The sequence below is a fragment of the Enterobacter sp. ZOR0014 genome, assembly GCF_000798855.1.
GTDB classification, from domain to species: domain Bacteria; phylum Pseudomonadota; class Gammaproteobacteria; order Enterobacterales; family Enterobacteriaceae; genus Enterobacter; species Enterobacter kobei.
In genome coordinates this window covers 1-17,777 of sequence record NZ_JTLF01000283.1, presented here as the reverse complement: position 1 = coordinate 17,777, position 17,777 = coordinate 1, and the positions used below count along the sequence as shown (strand labels likewise).

Sequence of the window (17,777 nt, the reverse complement as noted above, 5' to 3'; positions counted from 1 at the left end):
ACTTTCTTTTCCCGGCCTCTGTGCCGGGAAAATTCCCTCGTTTGAAATATTCTAATTCCACGTCATTTTTCGCATTAGATAATCTAATGTCATGATTTTTATGTGACGGAAATTCGGCCCGTTTTTCCGCATGAAATATCACCATGTGCTAAATCCTGTTAGATCATTGTTAATTTTGTGCGGGGTTAATCGCATTTTTCCAGTGAATAACTCTGTAGGCTTTTCAGCGTTTTTTGGTCATAAGCTAATGTGATGACCCGTTTTACCTTATGGTTAACCGCCGGTTTCGGTGGTAAGTTCAGGTAAAAGAGAACGTTTGCGTCGGCATTCGGAAACGAGGCCGATACCGGGTTTCACGGTGAATTTTTCAACGAGGACAAGATGGCTCAACAGACTCCTTTGTACGAACAGCACGTGTTATGCGGCGCCCGCATGGTGGATTTCCATGGCTGGATGATGCCGCTGCACTACGGCTCGCAAATTGATGAGCACCACGCGGTGCGCACCGATGCCGGTATGTTCGACGTGTCCCATATGACAATTGTCGATCTGCGCGGTAGCCGCACCCGGGAGTTTCTACGTTATCTGCTGGCGAACGATGTCGCGAAGCTGAAGACACCGGGGAAAGCGCTCTATACCGGTATGCTGAACGCCTCGGGTGGCGTGATTGATGATCTTATCGTCTACTACTTCACCGAAGACTTCTTCCGCCTCGTTGTAAACTCCGCCACCCGCGAAAAAGACCTCTCCTGGATCACCCAACACGCCGAACCTTATGCCATCGACATCACCGTCCGTGACGATCTGTCGCTGATTGCCGTGCAGGGGCCGAACGCGCAGGCGAAAGCCGCGTCTCTGTTCAGCGACGAGCAGCGTAAAGCCACCGAAGGGATGAAGCCCTTCTTTGGCGTGCAGGCGGGCGATCTGTTTATTGCCACGACCGGCTATACCGGTGAAGCGGGCTATGAAATTGCCATGCCAAACGAGAAAGCAGCTGATTTCTGGCGTGCGCTGGTGGAAGCGGGCGTGAAGCCGGCTGGCCTGGGCGCGCGCGATACGCTGCGCCTTGAAGCGGGGATGAACCTCTACGGTCAGGAGATGGACGAAGGCGTCTCTCCGCTGGCGGCCAACATGGGCTGGACCATCGCATGGGAACCCGCTGACCGTGAGTTTATTGGCCGTGAAGCGCTGGAAATGCAGCGCGAGAAGGGCACTGAACAGCTGGTTGGCCTGGTGATGAAGGAAAAAGGCGTGCTGCGCGGAGAACTGCCGGTGCGTTTTACCGATGCCGACGGCAATCCGCGCGAAGGCGTGATCACCAGCGGGTCCTTCTCCCCGACGCTGGGCTACAGTATTGCACTGGCTCGCGTGCCGGCGGGCATTGGCGAGTCGGCGGTGGTGCAAATCCGCAACCGCGAAATGCCGGTCAACGTGACCAAACCGATTTTTGTTCGCGCCGGTAAGCCGGTCGCCTAACTATTTTTATCAGGAGAACTTCAATGAGCAATGTGCCAGCAGAACTGAAATACAGCAAAGAACACGAGTGGCTGCGCAAAGAGGCGGACGGCACTTACACCGTAGGGATCACCGAGCATGCGCAGGAGCTGCTGGGCGACATGGTGTTTGTTGACCTGCCGGAAGTGGGCGCAACCGTGAGCGCGGGCGATGACTGCGCCGTGGCGGAGTCCGTTAAAGCAGCATCCGATATCTACGCACCGGTAAGCGGTGAAATTGTGGCTGTGAACGACGCGCTGAGCGATTCGCCGGAGCTGGTGAACAGCGAGCCTTATGAAGGTGGCTGGATCTTCAAGATCAAAGCCAGTGACGAATCTCAGGTTGCCGCGCTGCTGGATGCGACCGCGTACGAAGCCCTGTTAGAAGACGAGTAATTGTTAATCCCCCTCTCCCTCCGGGAGAGGGCAGGGGTGAGGGTGCCCATCTTCCCCTCACCCTAACCCTCTCCCGAGGGGAGAGGGAACTTAAATTCACTGCACGTTTCAGGAACCATCGCTCATGACACAGACTTTAAGCCAGCTTGAAAACCGTGGCGCTTTCATTGAACGTCACATTGGGCCGGATGCTCAGCAACAGCAGGAGATGCTGAAAACGGTTGGCGCGGATTCATTAAACGCACTGATCGGCCAGATCGTGCCAAAAGACATCCAGCTTGCCACGCCGCCTCAGGTGGGAGAAGCCACCACGGAATTCGCCGCACTGGCGGAGCTGAAGGCCATCGCTGGCCTTAACAAGCGCTATAAGTCTTACATTGGCATGGGCTACACCAACGTGCAGTTACCGCCGGTTATCCTGCGTAATATGCTGGAAAACCCGGGCTGGTACACCGCCTATACCCCGTATCAGCCGGAAGTGTCCCAGGGCCGTCTGGAAGCGCTGCTGAACTTCCAGCAGGTGACGCTCGACCTGACCGGGATGGATATCGCTTCCGCCTCGTTGCTGGATGAAGCGACCGCGGCAGCTGAAGCCATGGCGATGGCAAAACGCGTCAGCAAGCTGAAAAATGCCAACCGCTTCTTCGTGGCGGCGGACGTGCATCCGCAGACGCTGGACGTGGTGCGTACCCGTGCGGAAACCTTTGGTTTTGACGTGATTGTCGACGACGCTGACAAAGTGCTGGATCACCAGGATGTCTTTGGTGTGCTGCTACAGCAGGTTGGCACCACCGGCGAAGTGCATGATTACAGCGCACTGATTGCCGAGCTGAAATCCCGCAAAGTGGTGGTCAGCGTTGCCGCTGATTTTATGGCGCTGGTGCTGCTGACGGCTCCGGGCAAACAGGGGGCGGATATTGTATTCGGCTCGGCCCAGCGTTTCGGCGTGCCGATGGGCTACGGCGGACCGCACGCGGCATTCTTTGGCGCGAAAGATGAATTTAAACGTTCCATGCCAGGCCGCATTATTGGCGTATCGAAAGATGCCGCCGGTAACACCGCGCTGCGCATGGCGATGCAGACTCGCGAGCAGCATATCCGCCGCGAGAAAGCGAACTCTAATATCTGTACTTCTCAGGTTCTGCTGGCAAACATCGCCAGCCTGTACGCCGTCTTCCACGGCCCGGTTGGGCTGAAACGCATTGCCGGCCGCATCCACCGTCTGGCGGATATTCTGGCCTGTGGCCTGCAGCAGAAAGGCCTGAAGCTGCGTCATGAGCACTACTTCGACACGCTGTGCGTTGACGTCGCAGATAAAGCGGCGGTGCTGGCACGTGCGGATGCCGCACAAATTAACCTGCGCAGCGACATTCATCACGCCGTGGGCATCACCCTTGATGAATCCACCACGCGCGACGATATCGTCAACCTGTTTAATGTCGTGCTGGGCGATGCGCACGGTCTGGATATTGATGCGCTGGACAAAGAGGTCGCGCATGACAGCCGCTCTATTCAGGAGAGCATGCTGCGCAATGACGCTATCCTGACGCATCCGGTGTTCAACCGTTATCACAGCGAAACCGAGATGATGCGTTATATGCACTCTCTGGAGCGCAAAGATCTGGCGCTGAACCAGGCGATGATCCCGCTGGGCTCGTGCACCATGAAGCTGAACGCCGCGGCAGAAATGATCCCTATCACCTGGCCTGAGTTCTCCGAGCTGCACCCGTTCTGCCCACCAGAGCAGGCGGAAGGGTATCATGTCATGATCAACCAGCTTTCCGACTGGCTGGTGAAACTGACCGGTTATGACGCGCTCTGCATGCAGCCGAACTCCGGTGCGCAGGGGGAATATGCGGGGCTGCTGGCAATCCGTCACTATCACGAAAGCCGTAACGAAGGCCACCGTGATATCTGCCTGATCCCGAGCTCTGCCCACGGCACCAACCCGGCGTCTGCCCAGATGGCGGGCATGGAAGTGGTGGTCGTGGCGTGTGATAAGAACGGTAACATCGACCTGGCCGACCTGCGCGCGAAAGCCGAGCAGGCGGGCGATAAGCTCTCCTGCATCATGGTGACCTACCCGTCGACTCACGGCGTGTACGAAGAAACCATCCGCGAAGTGTGCGAAGTGGTGCATCAGTTCGGCGGTCAGGTGTACCTCGACGGCGCGAACATGAATGCTCAGGTGGGCATTACCTCTCCGGGCTTCATCGGCGCGGACGTGTCGCACCTGAACCTGCACAAAACCTTCTGCATCCCACACGGTGGTGGCGGTCCGGGCATGGGGCCTATCGGCGTGAAAGCGCATCTGGCGCCATTCGTGCCGGGTCACAGCGTCGTGCAGATTGAAGGTATGCTGACCCGTCAGGGCGCGGTCTCTGCTGCACCGTTCGGTAGCGCTTCAATCCTGCCAATCAGCTGGATGTACATCCGCATGATGGGCGCGGAAGGGCTGAAACAGGCAAGCCAGGTCGCGATCCTGAATGCTAACTATATTGCGACTCGCCTGAAGTCGGCTTTCCCGGTGCTTTACACCGGTCGCGATGGGCGTGTGGCACACGAGTGCATCCTCGATATTCGTCCGCTGAAAGAAGCGACGGGTATCAGCGAACTGGATATCGCCAAGCGTCTGATCGACTACGGCTTCCACGCACCAACCATGTCGTTCCCAGTTGCGGGTACGCTGATGGTGGAGCCAACGGAGTCTGAAAGCAAAGCCGAGCTGGACCGCTTTATCGACGCGATGCTGGCCATCCGCATGGAGATCGACCGCGTGCAGGACGGCGAATGGACGCTGGAAGATAACCCGTTGGTTAACGCTCCGCACACCCAGCACGAGATGGTGGCCGAGTGGAATCACGGTTATTCCCGTGAACTGGCTGTCTTCCCGGCAGGCGTGGCGAATAAATACTGGCCGACCGTGAAGCGTCTTGATGACGTATACGGCGACCGTAACCTGTTCTGCTCCTGTGTGCCGATGAGCGAATACCAGTAATTTTTTTGCTGTAGTAACGTAGGCCGGGTAAGGCGAAGCCGCCACCCGGCTTTTTTATTGGGAGAAGACAATGGCAATAGCACTGGTCACCGGCGCCAGCCGCGGCATTGGCAAAGCCACCGCGCTGCAACTGGCTCGCGAAGGTTATACCGTGGCGGTGAACTATCACCACAATATCAAAGCCGCAAAGGACGTCATCAATCAGATCGTCGAGACGGGTGGAAAAGCATTTGCCCTGCGTGCAGACATTAGCGATGAAGCGCAGGTCATGGTCATGTTTGACAGCCTCGATCGCGAAGGTGAGCCCCTTACCGCGCTGGTCAATAATGCAGGCATTCTGTTTGAGCAATCGACCATCGAAAACCTGTCGGCCGAGCGCATCAACCGCGTGCTCGCCACCAACGTCACGGGCTATTTTCTCTGCTGCCGTGAGGCGGTAAAGCGCATGTCGCACAAACATGGCGGTAAGGGTGGCGCGATTGTCAATGTCTCCTCTGCCGCGTCTCGTCTGGGCGCGCCGGGGGAGTATGTCGATTACGCGGCCTCCAAAGGCGCGGTAGATTCCCTGACTACCGGATTATCGCTGGAGGTAGCGGCGCAGGGTATCCGCGTAAACTGCGTGCGGCCCGGGCTGATTTATACCGATATTCACGCGTCTGGTGGGGAGCCGGGGCGGGTGGATCGCGTGAAATCGTTACTGCCGATGCAGCGCGGCGGCCAGCCGGAAGAGGTCGCGCAGGCGATAGTCTGGCTGCTGAGCGAGAAGGCATCATACGTGACGGGCAGTTTTATTGAACTGGCGGGCGGGAAATAAACGCCGGGTGGCGGCTTCGCCTTACCCGGCCTACGATTCGCAGGTTTTGTAGGCCGGTGCAAGCGTAGCGCCGCCCGGCGTTACGGCGTTAAAGTTGCTCGCCGTTGCTGGCAATCACGCCTTTATACCATTCGAAGCTTTTCTTACGGGAACGCGACATGTCGCCGGTGCCGTCGTCGTGTTTATTGACGTAGATAAAACCGTAGCGCTTGCTGTACTGGCCGGTAGTGAATGACACGCAGTCAATGCAGCCCCATGGCGTATAGCCCATCAGATCCACGCCATCGTGGGTGACAGCTTTGATCATCTCTTCAACGTGGGCGCGCAGGTAGTCGATACGATAGTCATCGTTGATGCTGCCATCCTCTTCCACCTTATCGTAGGCACCGAAGCCGTTTTCCACGATAAACAGCGGCTTCTGATAGCGTTCGTACAGTTCGCACAGGGAATAACGCAGGCCCACCGGGTCAATCTGCCAGCCCCAGTCGGACGCCTTGACGTGCGGATTAGGTACGCTGCCCTCGAAGCCAGAAATCGCGTCACCGGTGCCACCTTCCGCTTTCACCGCATTGGTCATGTAGTAGCTGAAGCCCAGGTAGTCGCAGGTACCTTCGCGCAGGATCTGCTCATCGCCTGCGTCCATTTTGATGGAGAAACCGCGGCGCTCCCATTCATTCAGTACGTAAGACGGATAGTAGCCACGCAGCTGAACATCGGTAAAGACATAGCGCTCGCGCATGGATTCCTGGGCGAACATCACGTCTTCCGGTTTGCAGGAGAATGGATAGAGCGCTACCATGGCCAGCATGCAGCCGACTTTCATCTCCGGATTGATACGGCGCGCGGCTTTCACCGCCAGGGCACTCGCCACAAACTGGTGGTGCAGCACCTGATACATGGTCTCTTCCGGATTTTCATGTTCGGTATAGACCACGCCTGAGCAGCAATAACCAAAGAGCGGCGCACGCCAGTTACGCTGGTTGTTGATTTCATTGAAGGTCATCCAGTATTTGACCTTGTGCTTGTAGCGCTCAAAAACCACTTCCGCGAAGCGTACAAAGAAATCGACCACTTTACGGTTGGTCCAGCTGCCGTACTCCTGCACCAGGTGCAGCGGCATTTCGAAGTGGGAGAGGGTGATCACCGGCTCGATGTTGTATTTCAGCAGCTCATCGAACATGTCGTCATAGAACTTCAGCCCTTCCTCGTTTGGCTGCGTTTCGTCACCTTTCGGGAAGATGCGCGTCCAGGCAATCGAGGTGCGGAAACATTTGAAGCCCATCTCGGCAAACAGCTTGATATCTTCTTTGTAGTGGCCGTGGAAGTCGATGGCCTCGTGATTTGGGTAGTATTTACCCGGCACTACGTCCTGCGTGATTTCGCGCGGCACGCCGTGCGCCCCGCCGGTCAGTACGTCGCAGATGCTCGGCCCCTTGCCGCCTTTGTCCCAGCCGCCTTCAACCTGATGCGCCGCAACGGCACCGCCCCATAGAAAATCTTTCGGTAAGGTCAATTTTTTCATCGCTGCTATTCTCAATAAATGACGTATTGGTTTTGAGTCTAGCAAAGCGAAATTGAATGTCACGATATAACAATTCGCGGAAATTGTGATTTGTCACATCAAAAAAACAGGATGTTTTATTCCGCCAGTTTCTTCGCCAGTTTGCGTCCGAGAGATTCCAGAATATAGATAACGGGGATTTGTGTGGTGATGTCGTAGACGCCTGCAATACGCGTCTGGGGAACGTGCCATGAGAGATTAAAGTCCGCCAGTTTTGCCAGGCGCGAGTGTTCATGGCTGGTAATGGAGAGAACCTTGCAGTGATGCAGGCTGAACTGGCTGGCGAAGCGCAGGATCTCCTCGGTCTCGCCCGACACAGAGAGCACAATTGCCAGTGCATTTTTCGCCATATCATTGGTGACCGGGAAATAAGGGTCATCAATATGGTTGCTGAATTTTCCGATATTCGAAAAGAAACGGGCACCGTATTTTGCCAGAGATCCTGATGTCCCTGCGCCGACAAATATAATTCGCTCCGAAGAGAGAATGATATTTACCGCGTCATCCAGTAAAGCGTCGAACTCTTCATTATTCACGCTTTTAAAGAAACTGATAATTTCGCTGGCGCCGAAATTCGCCTGCTGAGGTTCGTTCTGTTCAAGATAGAGCTTAAAGCGCACGCGAAACTCAGAATACCCTTCACAGTTGAGCTTACGGCAAAAGCGCAGGATGGTGGTGGTTGAGACGCCCGCCGCATCCGCCAGTTCGCGGATGGTCATGTACATCACTTTGTCACGGTTTTTAATGACATAGTTGTAGACCATCATCTCCAGGTTATTGAGACTGGCAATGGCGGAGTGGGTGAACATACTCACAGTGGCAAAACTCTCATTCAGACCTCGTTTAACCATCATAACATGCAGCCAGACGGCAGGATCTAATTTTATGCTATTGATTCATAACGCATAAACTTTAATGTGAACAAATGTCAGGTGAAAAATATATCTATGCTTTTGATTTTTATTGTAAAAAAATTACATGGAAAATATTTTAGCTAACAGGTGTTCACTGGAATCATTCTCAGTTAGCATAGTCATGCGATGAATAATCATCTTTAGTTTCCCGGAGTTTTGTATGGCGAGCAGACCATTAATCGCACAGGGATATTCACTGGCGGAGGAAGTAGCCAACAGCATCAGCCATGGCATTGGCCTGGTGTTTGGGATAGTCGGTTTAGTGTTATTGCTGGTACAGGCGGTTGATACCAATGCCAGCGCGATGGCGATTACCAGCTATAGCCTGTATGGCGGAAGCATGATCCTGTTATTCCTGGCGTCGACGCTCTATCACGCGATTCCGCATCAACGGGCCAAGATATGGCTCAAGAAATTTGACCACTGTGCTATCTATCTGCTTATTGCAGGAACCTATACGCCTTTTCTGCTGGTGGGGCTCAACTCGCCGCTGTCGCGCGGACTGATGATTGTCATCTGGAGCCTGGCGCTGCTGGGGATCCTCTTCAAGCTAACCATTGCACACCGGTTTAAAGTGTTGTCACTGGTGACCTATCTGACCATGGGGTGGCTGTCGCTGATTGTGGTGTATCAACTGGCGATTAAGCTGGCGGTTGGCGGGGTTACGTTGCTGGCAGTGGGAGGCGTAGTGTACTCGCTGGGCGTCATTTTCTACGTCTGCAAGCGCATTCCATACAATCATGCCATCTGGCATGGTTTTGTACTGGGCGGCAGCGTGTGCCATTTTTTGGCAATTTATTTGTATGTGGGGCAGGTGTAGTTTGTTGTCGGGTGGCGGCTTCGCCTTACCCGACCTACGGGATCGGCTGGCCCGGTAAGCGCAGCGCCACCGGGCGATACAGCATCACTCTTCCAGCGAATACGGTAACGGCTCAATACTCAACGTATTCGCATCATCACGCACGCGGAACACGCTGTCGGCTTCCATGTCGTTGTTCATGACGGCCTGGACTAAAAGACGACCATCATCCAGCTGTACGGCGGCTAACACGGTGCCGGTACGGCGCCAGTTATCGCCCATTTTCAGCTCTAAATCTTCACCCGCTTCCGGTACGCGGCTGGCATGACCTGCCAGTGTCCACAGTGCACGTTTATTTGCCCCACGGAATTTTGCACGCGCCACCATCTCCTGGCCGGTGTAACAGCCTTTTTTAAAGCTGATGCCGCCCAGCGCCTGCAGGTTAGTGGCCTGTGGAATAAACTGCGCGCTGTTGGCGGCGTCAATGATCGGCAGACCGGCTTCAATATTCAGCGCCAGCCACTGCTGGCTGTTGTTGAGCTGCGCTTCGCCGCGCAGTGCTTCGGTGACGCGTTCGGCGGTTGCGGCATCCGTGACAAGCAGGAAGCGCTCCGCCGGATGTTCAAACCACAGGATGGAGGTGGCCCCCTCGCTGACGACCTGTTTTTCTGCATCCGGCAGCTCAGCAAACAGATTTTTCAGCGCGGCACGTGCCTGGAAGCCCGCCACGCCCAGCAGAACATGCTCGTCGTCCGGGACGATAGTGACTTTGGAAAAGACTGCATACTTTTTCAGCTCTTTGAGCTGCGCATCTCGCAGGCTGCGGCGTTCGATAAAGGCAAACCCGTCCTGACGGCGGAAAAGACGCAGATTGCTCCACATTTTGCCTTTGGGGTCACAATGCGCCGCCAGCAGGTGCTGGTGTTCGGTCATCTGGCTGACGTCGGCGGTGACCTGGCCCTGGAGGTATTTTTCAGCGTCGGCGCCGGCGAGCGTCGCCAGCGCCCAGTCATCAAGAGAAATAAGCGTCAGCGGCAGACGCGCAGAGGCGGCGGGCTGGCGAGGAGAAAATGGTGTAAATGCCATAACGATATCCTGAATTGCTTAACGCTTTGATAATGCCTAATGGTAAAAGAGCCTGCTGGCAATGCAAGCGCTTTCAGCAGACCATTTGTGCCATAAACCGGTTATGCGTAGCGCTACGCAAAATAGTGTAATCCGCTGTCTTTGTAGGGGTTATTCTGGAAGCCTGCTCGTTGATCGCAATATTCCAGTAATGAAACGGTCAAAAACACGTTACACTAGCTGGTGTCCCCGTAGAGAAATAAAGAACACTGAACGGGGGCCCGACTGTGCCAAACGTAATGCAGGAAACTGAACATGGATATTAACAACAAGGCCCGTATTCACTGGGCGTGCCGTCGCGGCATGCGTGAACTTGATATTTCCATCATGCCTTTCTTCGAATATGAGTATGACAGCTTAAGCGATGATGATAAGCGGCTGTTTGTTCGCCTGCTTGAGTCTGACGATCCGGATTTATTCAACTGGCTGATGAACCACGGCAAACCCGCCGACACCGAGTTGCAACGGATGGTGCAATTAATTCAAACACGGAATCGGGAACGTGGTCCTGTGGCAATCTGATCTTCGCGTCTCGTGGCGCTCGCAGTGGATGTCGTTAATGCTCCACGGCCTGGTTGCGGCCATCGTGTTACTCATGCCATGGCCCCTGAGCTATACGCCGCTGTGGCTGCTGTTACTTTCGTTTGTCGTTTTTGACAGCGTACGCAGCCAGCGTCGCATTAATGCTCGTCAGGGTGAGATCAAGTTACTGATGGATTCCCGCCTGCGCTGGCAGGGAAAAGAGTGGGATATTCTGGGTATGCCATGGATGCTCAACTCCGGCATGATGTTACGGTTGCGCAATGTGGACGGCGGGCGTTGCCAGCACCTGTGGCTGGCGGCTGACAGTATGGATGCTTCAGAATGGCGAGATCTGCGCCGGATGTTGTTGCAACAGCCGACGCAGGAGTAACCCACTTAGCTAAATTTTTCTGCCATTTCGCCAAGTATCTGTTCGCACCAGGCCTGCAGGCGCTCGTCGCTGAGATCGTACTGATTGGTTTCATCCAGCGCGAGTCCGACAAACAGCTGGCCGTCGGCAATGATCGGTTTTTGACTGGTGAACTCGTATCCTTGGGTTGGCCAGTAGCCGATAAACGTCGCCCCTTTCGGTACCAGTTTGTCATGCAGCATGCCAAGTGCATCAAGAAACCATTCGCCGTAGCCCAACTGATCGCCCATGCCGTACATCGCAATGATTTTGCCGTCGAGATTGACTGAATCGAGCTGATCCCAGATGGCTTCCCAGTCTTCCTGTATCTCACCAAAATCCCAGGTTGGGATGCCGAGGATCAGTACATCGTACTGTTCCATCAGCGCGACCGCGTCATCTTTCAGGTTATGCAACGTCACCAGTTCGGGGCCAATGATGTCGCGAATTTTCTCTGCCGCCATTTCGGTGTAGCAGGTGCTGGAACCATAGAAAAGACCAATATTCATCGCGTAACTATCTCAATTCATGCTTTGACTTTGTGCGTAGTGTACCAGAAACCGGTCGCAATCAGGCATAATGGCCTGACTGCAGAATCAAAGGGGCCGATGTGGAAAAGGATCTCGCACTCGTTGAACAGTTTCTCGATGCGCTGTGGCTGGAAAAAAATCTGGCCGAGAACACGCTCAGTGCCTATCGGCGCGATCTCACCATGCTGGTGGAGTGGCTGGCGCGTCGCGAATTATCGTTGGCGAGTGCGCAAAGCGACGACCTTCAGGCGCTGCTCGCGGAACGGGTTGAAGGGGGCTATAAGGCCACCAGTTCTGCACGCTTGCTCAGCGCGATGCGTCGGCTGTTCCAGCATCTCTACCGTGAGAAGATTCGGGAAGACGATCCGAGTGCGCTGCTGGCGTCCCCAAAACTTCCGCAGCGGCTGCCGAAAGATCTCAGCGAAGCACAAGTTGAGAGATTATTACAGTCACCTGCTGTTGACCTGCCGCTGGAGTTACGCGATAAAGCCATGCTTGAGCTATTGTATGCTACCGGTTTGCGTGTCTCTGAACTGGTTGGCCTGACGATGAGCGACATCAGCCTGCGTCAGGGCGTGGTGCGCGTCATCGGTAAAGGAAATAAGGAAAGGCTGGTGCCGCTGGGAGAAGAAGCGGTTTACTGGCTGGAAACGTATCTTGAGCATGGCCGTCCATGGTTGCTCAATGGCGTGTCTATCGACGTCCTGTTTCCGAGCCAGCGCGCACAGCAGATGACACGACAAACGTTCTGGCATCGCATCAAGCATTACGCCACACTGGCGGGTATCGACAGTGAAAAGCTTTCGCCGCACGTATTGCGTCACGCTTTCGCGACGCATCTGTTAAACCACGGCGCAGATTTACGCGTGGTGCAGATGCTACTGGGACACAGCGATCTTTCTACGACGCAAATTTACACCCATGTCGCGACGGAACGCCTGCGGCAGCTACACCAACAGCACCACCCTCGTGCGTGAGTGCCGACAAATTGTAACGGGATCAACTATGAAAAAGTCTTTCGCGCTGTTCACCCTGCTGGCAGCCTCTTTTACCGGGTTCGCCCATGCGGATGACGCCGCTATTAAACAGTCACTGGCTAAACTGGGCGTTACCAGCAGCGACATCCAGTCTGCACCGGTTGCCGGGATGAAAACGGTACTGACTAACAGCGGCGTGCTGTATGTCACCGAAGACGGCAAACATATTATTCAGGGGCCAATGTATGACGTGAGCGGCGCGCAGCCGGTCAATGTCACCAACCAGCTGCTGATGAAAAACCTGAATGCGCTCGAAAAAGAGATGATCGTCTATAAAGCGGCGCAGGAAAAACATGTGATTACCGTCTTCACCGACATCACCTGTGGCTACTGCCACAAGCTCCATGAGCAGATGAAAGACTATAACGCGCTGGGCATTACCGTGCGTTACCTGGCCTTCCCGCGTGCAGGCGTGCAGAGCCAGCCAGAGCAAGACATGAAAGCGATTTGGTGTGCGAAAGATCGCAACAAAGCGTTTGACGATGCGATGAGCGGTAAAGAGGTTAAGCCTGCGTCCTGCGATATCGATATTGCTAACCACTACGCGCTGGGCGTGCAGTTCGGCGTAAGCGGTACGCCAGCGATTGTCCTGAGCAATGGCTATGTTGTGCCGGGTTACCAGGGACCAAAAGAGATGAAAGAGTTCCTCGACGCGCACCAGAAACAGTTTGGTGGTAAATAATCCGCGTGAAAGCCCCGATAAAATTGCGCCGCCGCGAGGCGGTTGAACCGGTTGATTTGCCAGACGATCTCCCACCCCTGCTGAAGCGTCTCTACGCCAGCCGCGGCGTGCGCAGTGCTGAGGATCTTGAACGCAGCGTCAAAGGGATGCTGCCCTGGCAGCAGCTCAACGGCATCGAAAAAGCCATCGAAATGCTCTACAACGCGCTCCGTGAGGGAACGCGTATTGTGGTGGTAGGGGATTTCGATGCAGATGGCGCAACCAGTACGGCCTTGAGCGTATTGAGTCTGCGCGCGCTGGGCTGCGATAACGTCACTTACCTTGTGCCGAACCGCTTTGAAGACGGTTACGGCCTCAGCCCGGAAGTGGTCGATCAGGCTCACGCCCGCGGGGCACAGATGATCATGACCGTTGATAACGGGATCTCTTCCCATGCAGGTGTCGATCATGCGCACGCGCTGGGGATCCCGGTGTTGGTCACCGATCACCACTTGCCGGGTGAAACATTGCCGGACGCTGAAGCGATCATCAATCCCAACCTGCGCGACTGCGATTTCCCGTCAAAATCTCTCGCCGGTGTGGGGGTAGCGTTTTATCTGATGCTGGCGCTGCGGACCCTGCTTCGTGATAAGGGCTGGTTCGAATCACGCGGTATCGCCATACCAAACCTGGCCGAATATCTCGACCTGGTGGCGCTGGGTACCGTCGCGGATGTCGTGCCGCTCGATACCAATAACCGTATTTTGACCTGGCAGGGCTTAAGCCGCATTCGCGCGGGCAAGTGCCGTCCGGGGATTAAGGCGCTGCTGGAAATTGCCAACCGCGATCCGCTCAAGCTGGCGGCAAGTGATTTGGGTTTTGCCCTCGGGCCGCGTCTGAACGCTGCCGGAAGGCTGGACGATATGTCCGTCGGTGTGGCGCTGCTGCTGTGCGATAACATCGGCGAAGCGCGCGTCCTGGCCAATGAGCTCGACGCGTTGAACCAGACCCGTAAAGAGATAGAGCAGGGAATGCAGGCCGAAGCGCTGACCCTTTGCGAAAAACTCGAACGCAGCGGTGAAACGCTGCCGGGCGGGCTGGCGATGTATCATCCTGAGTGGCATCAGGGTGTGGTTGGCATTCTGGCCTCGCGCATTAAAGAGCGCTTCCACCGCCCGGTGATCGCGTTTGCCCCGGCTGGTGACGGCACGCTGAAAGGCTCTGGCCGTTCGATTCAGGGTCTTCACATGCGTGATGCACTGGAGCGTCTGGATACGCTGTACCCGGGCCTGATGATCAAATTTGGCGGCCATGCGATGGCGGCGGGTCTGTCGCTGGAAGAGGCGAAATTTGACGAATTTCAGCGGCTATTTGGTGAACTGGTCACCGACTGGATTGACCCTGCCTTGTTGCAGGGAGAAGTGGTGTCCGACGGCGAGCTCTCACCGCATGAGATGACAATGGACGTGGCGCAGATGCTGCGCGATGCCGGTCCGTGGGGACAGATGTTCCCTGAACCGCTGTTCGACGGCCGTTTCCGCCTGCTTCAGCAACGTATCGTCGGCGAGCGTCATCTGAAAGTCATGGTTGAGCCCGTTGGCGGCGGACCGCTGCTGGACGGCATCGCCTTCAACGTCGATACGGCCATCTGGCCGGACAACGGCGTGCGCGAGGTCGAACTGGCATACAAACTGGATATCAACGAGTTTCGCGGAAACCGCACCCTTCAGATCATCATCGACAATATCTGGCCAATTTAGCGGCAGTAATCTCTATAAAAAAGGGCGTGGATTCGGTACAATCCCGCTCTTATCACCGCATTTTGACAAGTCCATAAAAGAAAACAGACCATGTTTGAAATTAATCCGGTAAAAAACCGTATTCAGGACCTCACGGAGCGCTCTGACGTTCTTAGGGGGTATCTTTGACTACGATGCCAAGAAAGAGCGTCTTGAAGAAGTAAACGCCGAGCTGGAACAGCCGGACGTCTGGAACGAACCTGAACGCGCACAGGCGTTGGGTAAAGAGCGTTCCTCTCTCGAAGCTATCGTAGATACGCTGGATCAAATGGCTCAGGGGCTGGAAGATGTTTCCGGTTTGCTCGAGCTGGCCGTCGAAGCCGACGACGAAGAAACCTTTAACGAAGCCGTGGCAGAACTCGACGTGCTGGAAGAGAAGCTGGCGCAGCTGGAATTCCGTCGTATGTTCTCCGGCGAATACGACAGCGCTGACTGTTACCTCGATATTCAGGCAGGTTCTGGCGGTACCGAAGCGCAGGACTGGGCCAGCATGCTGACGCGTATGTACCTGCGTTGGGCAGAAGCGCGCGGCTTCAAAACCGAAATCATCGAAGAGTCTGAAGGTGAAGTGGCCGGTATTAAATCCGTCACCATCAAGATCATTGGCGACTACGCCTACGGCTGGCTGCGTACCGAGACCGGCGTTCACCGTCTGGTGCGTAAGAGCCCGTTCGACTCCGGTGGCCGTCGCCATACCTCCTTCAGCTCGGCGTTTGTTTACCCGGAAGTTGACGAAGATATTGATATCGAAATTAACCCGGCGGACCTGCGTATTGACGTTTATCGCGCCTCCGGTGCGGGTGGTCAGCACGTTAACCGTACGGAATCGGCGGTGCGTATTACCCACATTCCAACCGGGCTGGTAACACAATGCCAGAACGACCGTTCCCAGCATAAGAACAAAGACCAGGCCATGAAGCAGATGAAAGCGAAGCTTTATGAGCTGGAGATGCAGAAGAAAAATGCTGAGAAACAGGCGATGGAAGATAACAAGTCCGACATCGGTTGGGGCAGCCAGATCCGTTCTTACGTCCTTGATGACTCCCGCATCAAAGACCTGCGTACCGGGGTTGAAACCCGTAACACGCAGGCGGTGCTGGACGGCAGCCTGGACCAATTTATCGAAGCAAGTTTGAAAGCAGGGTTATGAGGAACCAACATGTCTGAACAACAAGCACAGGGCGCTGACGCGGTAGTCGATCTTAACAACGAACTGAAAACCCGCCGCGAGAAGCTGGCAGCGCTGCGTGAGCAGGGCGTGCCGTTCCCGAACGATTTTCGTCGTGACCACACCTCAGACCAACTGCACGCTGACTTCGACGGTAAAGAGAACGAAGAGCTGGAAGCGCTGAACATCGAAGTGGCCGTTGCTGGCCGTATGATGACCCGTCGTATTATGGGTAAAGCCTCCTTCGTGACTTTGCAGGACGTGGGTGGCCGTATTCAGCTGTATGTTTCCCGTGACGATCTGCCGGAAGGCATCTACAACGAGCAGTTCAAGAAGTGGGATCTGGGCGATATCCTTGGCGCGAAAGGTAAACTGTTCAAAACCAAAACCGGTGAACTGTCTATCCACTGTACCGAGCTGCGTCTGCTGACCAAAGCGCTGCGTCCGCTGCCGGACAAATTCCACGGCCTGCAGGATCAGGAAGCGCGCTATCGTCAGCGTTATCTGGATCTCATCTCTAACGATGAATCCCGCAAGACCTTCAAAATTCGCTCCCAGATCATGGCCGGTATTCGCCAGTTCATGGTGAACCGCGACTTTATGGAAGTGGAAACCCCGATGATGCAGGTGATTCCAGGCGGTGCGTCTGCCCGTCCATTCATCACCCATCATAACGCCCTGGACCTGGACATGTACCTGCGTATCGCGCCGGAACTGTACCTGAAGCGTCTGGTGGTAGGTGGCTTTGATCGCGTATTCGAGATCAACCGTAACTTCCGTAACGAAGGTATCTCCGTTCGTCATAACCCAGAGTTCACCATGATGGAACTCTATATGGCGTATGCAGATTATAAAGATCTGATTGAGCTGACCGAATCCCTGTTCCGTACCCTGGCGCAGGACATTCTGGGCACCACCCAGGTCCCTTACGGTGAAGAAGTGTTCGACTTCGGCAAGCCGTTCGAAAAACTGACCATGCGCGAAGCAATCAAGAAATACCGTCCTGAAACCAACATGGCGGATCTGGATAACTTCGACTCTGCGAAAGCGATCGCGGAAAGCATCGGTATCAAGGTAGAGAAGAGCTGGGGTCTGGGCCGTATCGTGACCGAGATCTTCGAAGAAGTGGCCGAAGCGCACCTGATTCAGCCGACCTTCATCACCGAATACCCTGCTGAAGTGTCTCCGCTGGCGCGTCGTAATGACGAGAACCCGGAAATCACTGACCGTTTCGAATTCTTCATCGGCGGCCGTGAAATCGGCAACGGCTTTAGCGAGCTGAACGATGCGGAAGATCAGGCGCAGCGCTTCCAGGATCAGGTTGATGCGAAAGCAGCGGGCGATGACGAAGCGATGTTCTTCGACGAAGACTACGTGACCGCGCTGGAGCACGGCCTGCCACCAACGGCGGGTCTGGGTATTGGTATCGACCGTATGGTCATGCTGTTCACCAACAGCCACACCATCCGTGACGTGATCCTGTTCCCGGCGATGCGTCCGGTGAAATAAGGCGTTAAGATGTAAAAAAAGCCCCGAAAGGGGCTTTTTTAT

The 17,777-nt window shown here is 55.2% G+C and carries 16 protein-coding genes; 12 read left to right on the top strand and 4 right to left on the bottom strand.

The window, feature by feature from the left end; genetic code table 11:
* Positions 1 to 381: 381 nt before the first annotated feature.
* The 4 genes from gcvT (at position 382) to L977_RS15030 (ending at position 5,701) form a co-directional block, all read left to right on the top strand.
* Positions 382 to 1,476 (top strand): glycine cleavage system aminomethyltransferase GcvT, encoded by a 1,095-nt coding sequence (gene gcvT / locus L977_RS15045; protein ID WP_047626080.1) that lies wholly within the window; start codon positions 382 to 384, stop codon positions 1,474 to 1,476.
* A gap of 23 nt (positions 1,477 to 1,499) precedes the next feature.
* Entirely contained in the window at positions 1,500 to 1,889 is a 390-nt protein-coding gene (gcvH, locus tag L977_RS15040) for a glycine cleavage system protein GcvH (protein WP_014885143.1), read from the top strand.
* Between the two features lie 124 nt (positions 1,890 to 2,013).
* Positions 2,014 to 4,887: an aminomethyl-transferring glycine dehydrogenase gene (gene gcvP / locus L977_RS15035; protein ID WP_023331246.1), complete on the top strand. Its 2,874-nt coding sequence runs from the start codon at positions 2,014 to 2,016 to the stop codon at positions 4,885 to 4,887.
* A 70-nt stretch (positions 4,888 to 4,957) separates the two neighbouring features.
* Entirely contained in the window at positions 4,958 to 5,701 is a 744-nt protein-coding gene (locus L977_RS15030) for an SDR family oxidoreductase (RefSeq protein ID WP_047626078.1), read from the top strand.
* Between the two features lie 88 nt (positions 5,702 to 5,789).
* Here L977_RS15030 and bglA read toward each other — a convergent pair whose 3' ends face one another.
* Together bglA and L977_RS15020 are read right to left on the bottom strand one after the other, a co-directional pair.
* Entirely contained in the window at positions 5,790 to 7,223 is a 1,434-nt protein-coding gene (bglA, locus tag L977_RS15025; RefSeq protein WP_014885140.1) for a 6-phospho-beta-glucosidase BglA, read from the bottom strand.
* A gap of 116 nt (positions 7,224 to 7,339) precedes the next feature.
* Positions 7,340 to 8,071 (bottom strand): MurR/RpiR family transcriptional regulator, encoded by a 732-nt coding sequence (locus L977_RS15020; protein WP_014885139.1) that lies wholly within the window; start codon positions 8,069 to 8,071, stop codon positions 7,340 to 7,342.
* Between the two features lie 265 nt (positions 8,072 to 8,336).
* On the opposite strand from L977_RS15020, the gene trhA reads away from it, so the two are divergent.
* Positions 8,337 to 8,996, top strand: a complete 660-nt coding sequence (gene trhA / locus L977_RS15015; protein WP_023331242.1) for a PAQR family membrane homeostasis protein TrhA — start codon at positions 8,337 to 8,339, stop codon at positions 8,994 to 8,996.
* An 84-nt stretch (positions 8,997 to 9,080) separates the two neighbouring features.
* On the opposite strand, the gene ygfZ is transcribed toward trhA, so the two are convergent.
* Entirely contained in the window at positions 9,081 to 10,061 is a 981-nt protein-coding gene (gene ygfZ / locus L977_RS15010; RefSeq protein ID WP_014885137.1) for a tRNA-modifying protein YgfZ, read from the bottom strand.
* Between the two features lie 294 nt (positions 10,062 to 10,355).
* Here ygfZ and sdhE point away from each other — a divergent pair, with 294 nt between their 5' ends.
* Complete coding sequence (gene sdhE / locus L977_RS15005; RefSeq protein WP_010435322.1) at positions 10,356 to 10,622, top strand: FAD assembly factor SdhE; 267 nt, start codon at positions 10,356 to 10,358, stop codon at positions 10,620 to 10,622.
* Positions 10,603 to 11,013, top strand: a complete 411-nt coding sequence (locus L977_RS15000; protein WP_014885136.1) for a protein YgfX — start codon at positions 10,603 to 10,605, stop codon at positions 11,011 to 11,013. Before sdhE ends, L977_RS15000 begins: the two co-directional genes overlap by 20 nt.
* A 5-nt stretch (positions 11,014 to 11,018) precedes the next feature.
* On the opposite strand, the gene fldB is transcribed toward L977_RS15000, so the two are convergent.
* Positions 11,019 to 11,540 carry a flavodoxin FldB gene (gene fldB / locus L977_RS14995; RefSeq protein WP_047344477.1) on the bottom strand — a complete coding sequence of 174 codons (522 nt, stop codon included), beginning with the start codon at positions 11,538 to 11,540 and terminating at the stop codon, positions 11,019 to 11,021.
* Positions 11,541 to 11,641: 101 nt separating this feature from the next.
* Between fldB and xerD the strand changes: the two genes are divergently transcribed.
* The 5 genes from xerD to lysS all read left to right on the top strand — a co-directional run bounded on the left by xerD (position 11,642) and on the right by lysS (position 17,735).
* Positions 11,642 to 12,538 carry a site-specific tyrosine recombinase XerD gene (gene xerD / locus L977_RS14990; protein ID WP_014885134.1) on the top strand — a complete coding sequence of 299 codons (897 nt, stop codon included), beginning with the start codon at positions 11,642 to 11,644 and terminating at the stop codon, positions 12,536 to 12,538.
* A 28-nt stretch (positions 12,539 to 12,566) separates the two neighbouring features.
* On the top strand, positions 12,567 to 13,280 hold the full coding sequence (gene dsbC, locus L977_RS14985) for a bifunctional protein-disulfide isomerase/oxidoreductase DsbC (RefSeq protein WP_014885133.1): 714 nt from the start codon (positions 12,567 to 12,569) through the stop codon (positions 13,278 to 13,280).
* A gap of 5 nt (positions 13,281 to 13,285) precedes the next feature.
* Positions 13,286 to 15,019, top strand: coding sequence for a single-stranded-DNA-specific exonuclease RecJ (gene recJ / locus L977_RS14980; RefSeq protein WP_032635612.1), 1,734 nt, complete (start codon positions 13,286 to 13,288; stop codon positions 15,017 to 15,019).
* 90 nt (positions 15,020 to 15,109) lie between these two features.
* Positions 15,110 to 16,208 (top strand): peptide chain release factor 2 gene (gene prfB / locus L977_RS14975; RefSeq protein WP_096059326.1). Its coding sequence is split into 2 segments (ribosomal slippage): positions 15,110 to 15,184 and positions 15,186 to 16,208, totalling 1,098 coding nucleotides; the frame shifts between segments, so codons are not numbered across the junction.
* 9 nt (positions 16,209 to 16,217) lie between these two features.
* Positions 16,218 to 17,735, top strand: coding sequence for a lysine--tRNA ligase (gene lysS, locus L977_RS14970; protein WP_014885130.1), 1,518 nt, complete (start codon positions 16,218 to 16,220; stop codon positions 17,733 to 17,735).
* The last annotated feature ends 42 nt before the right edge of the window (positions 17,736 to 17,777 follow it).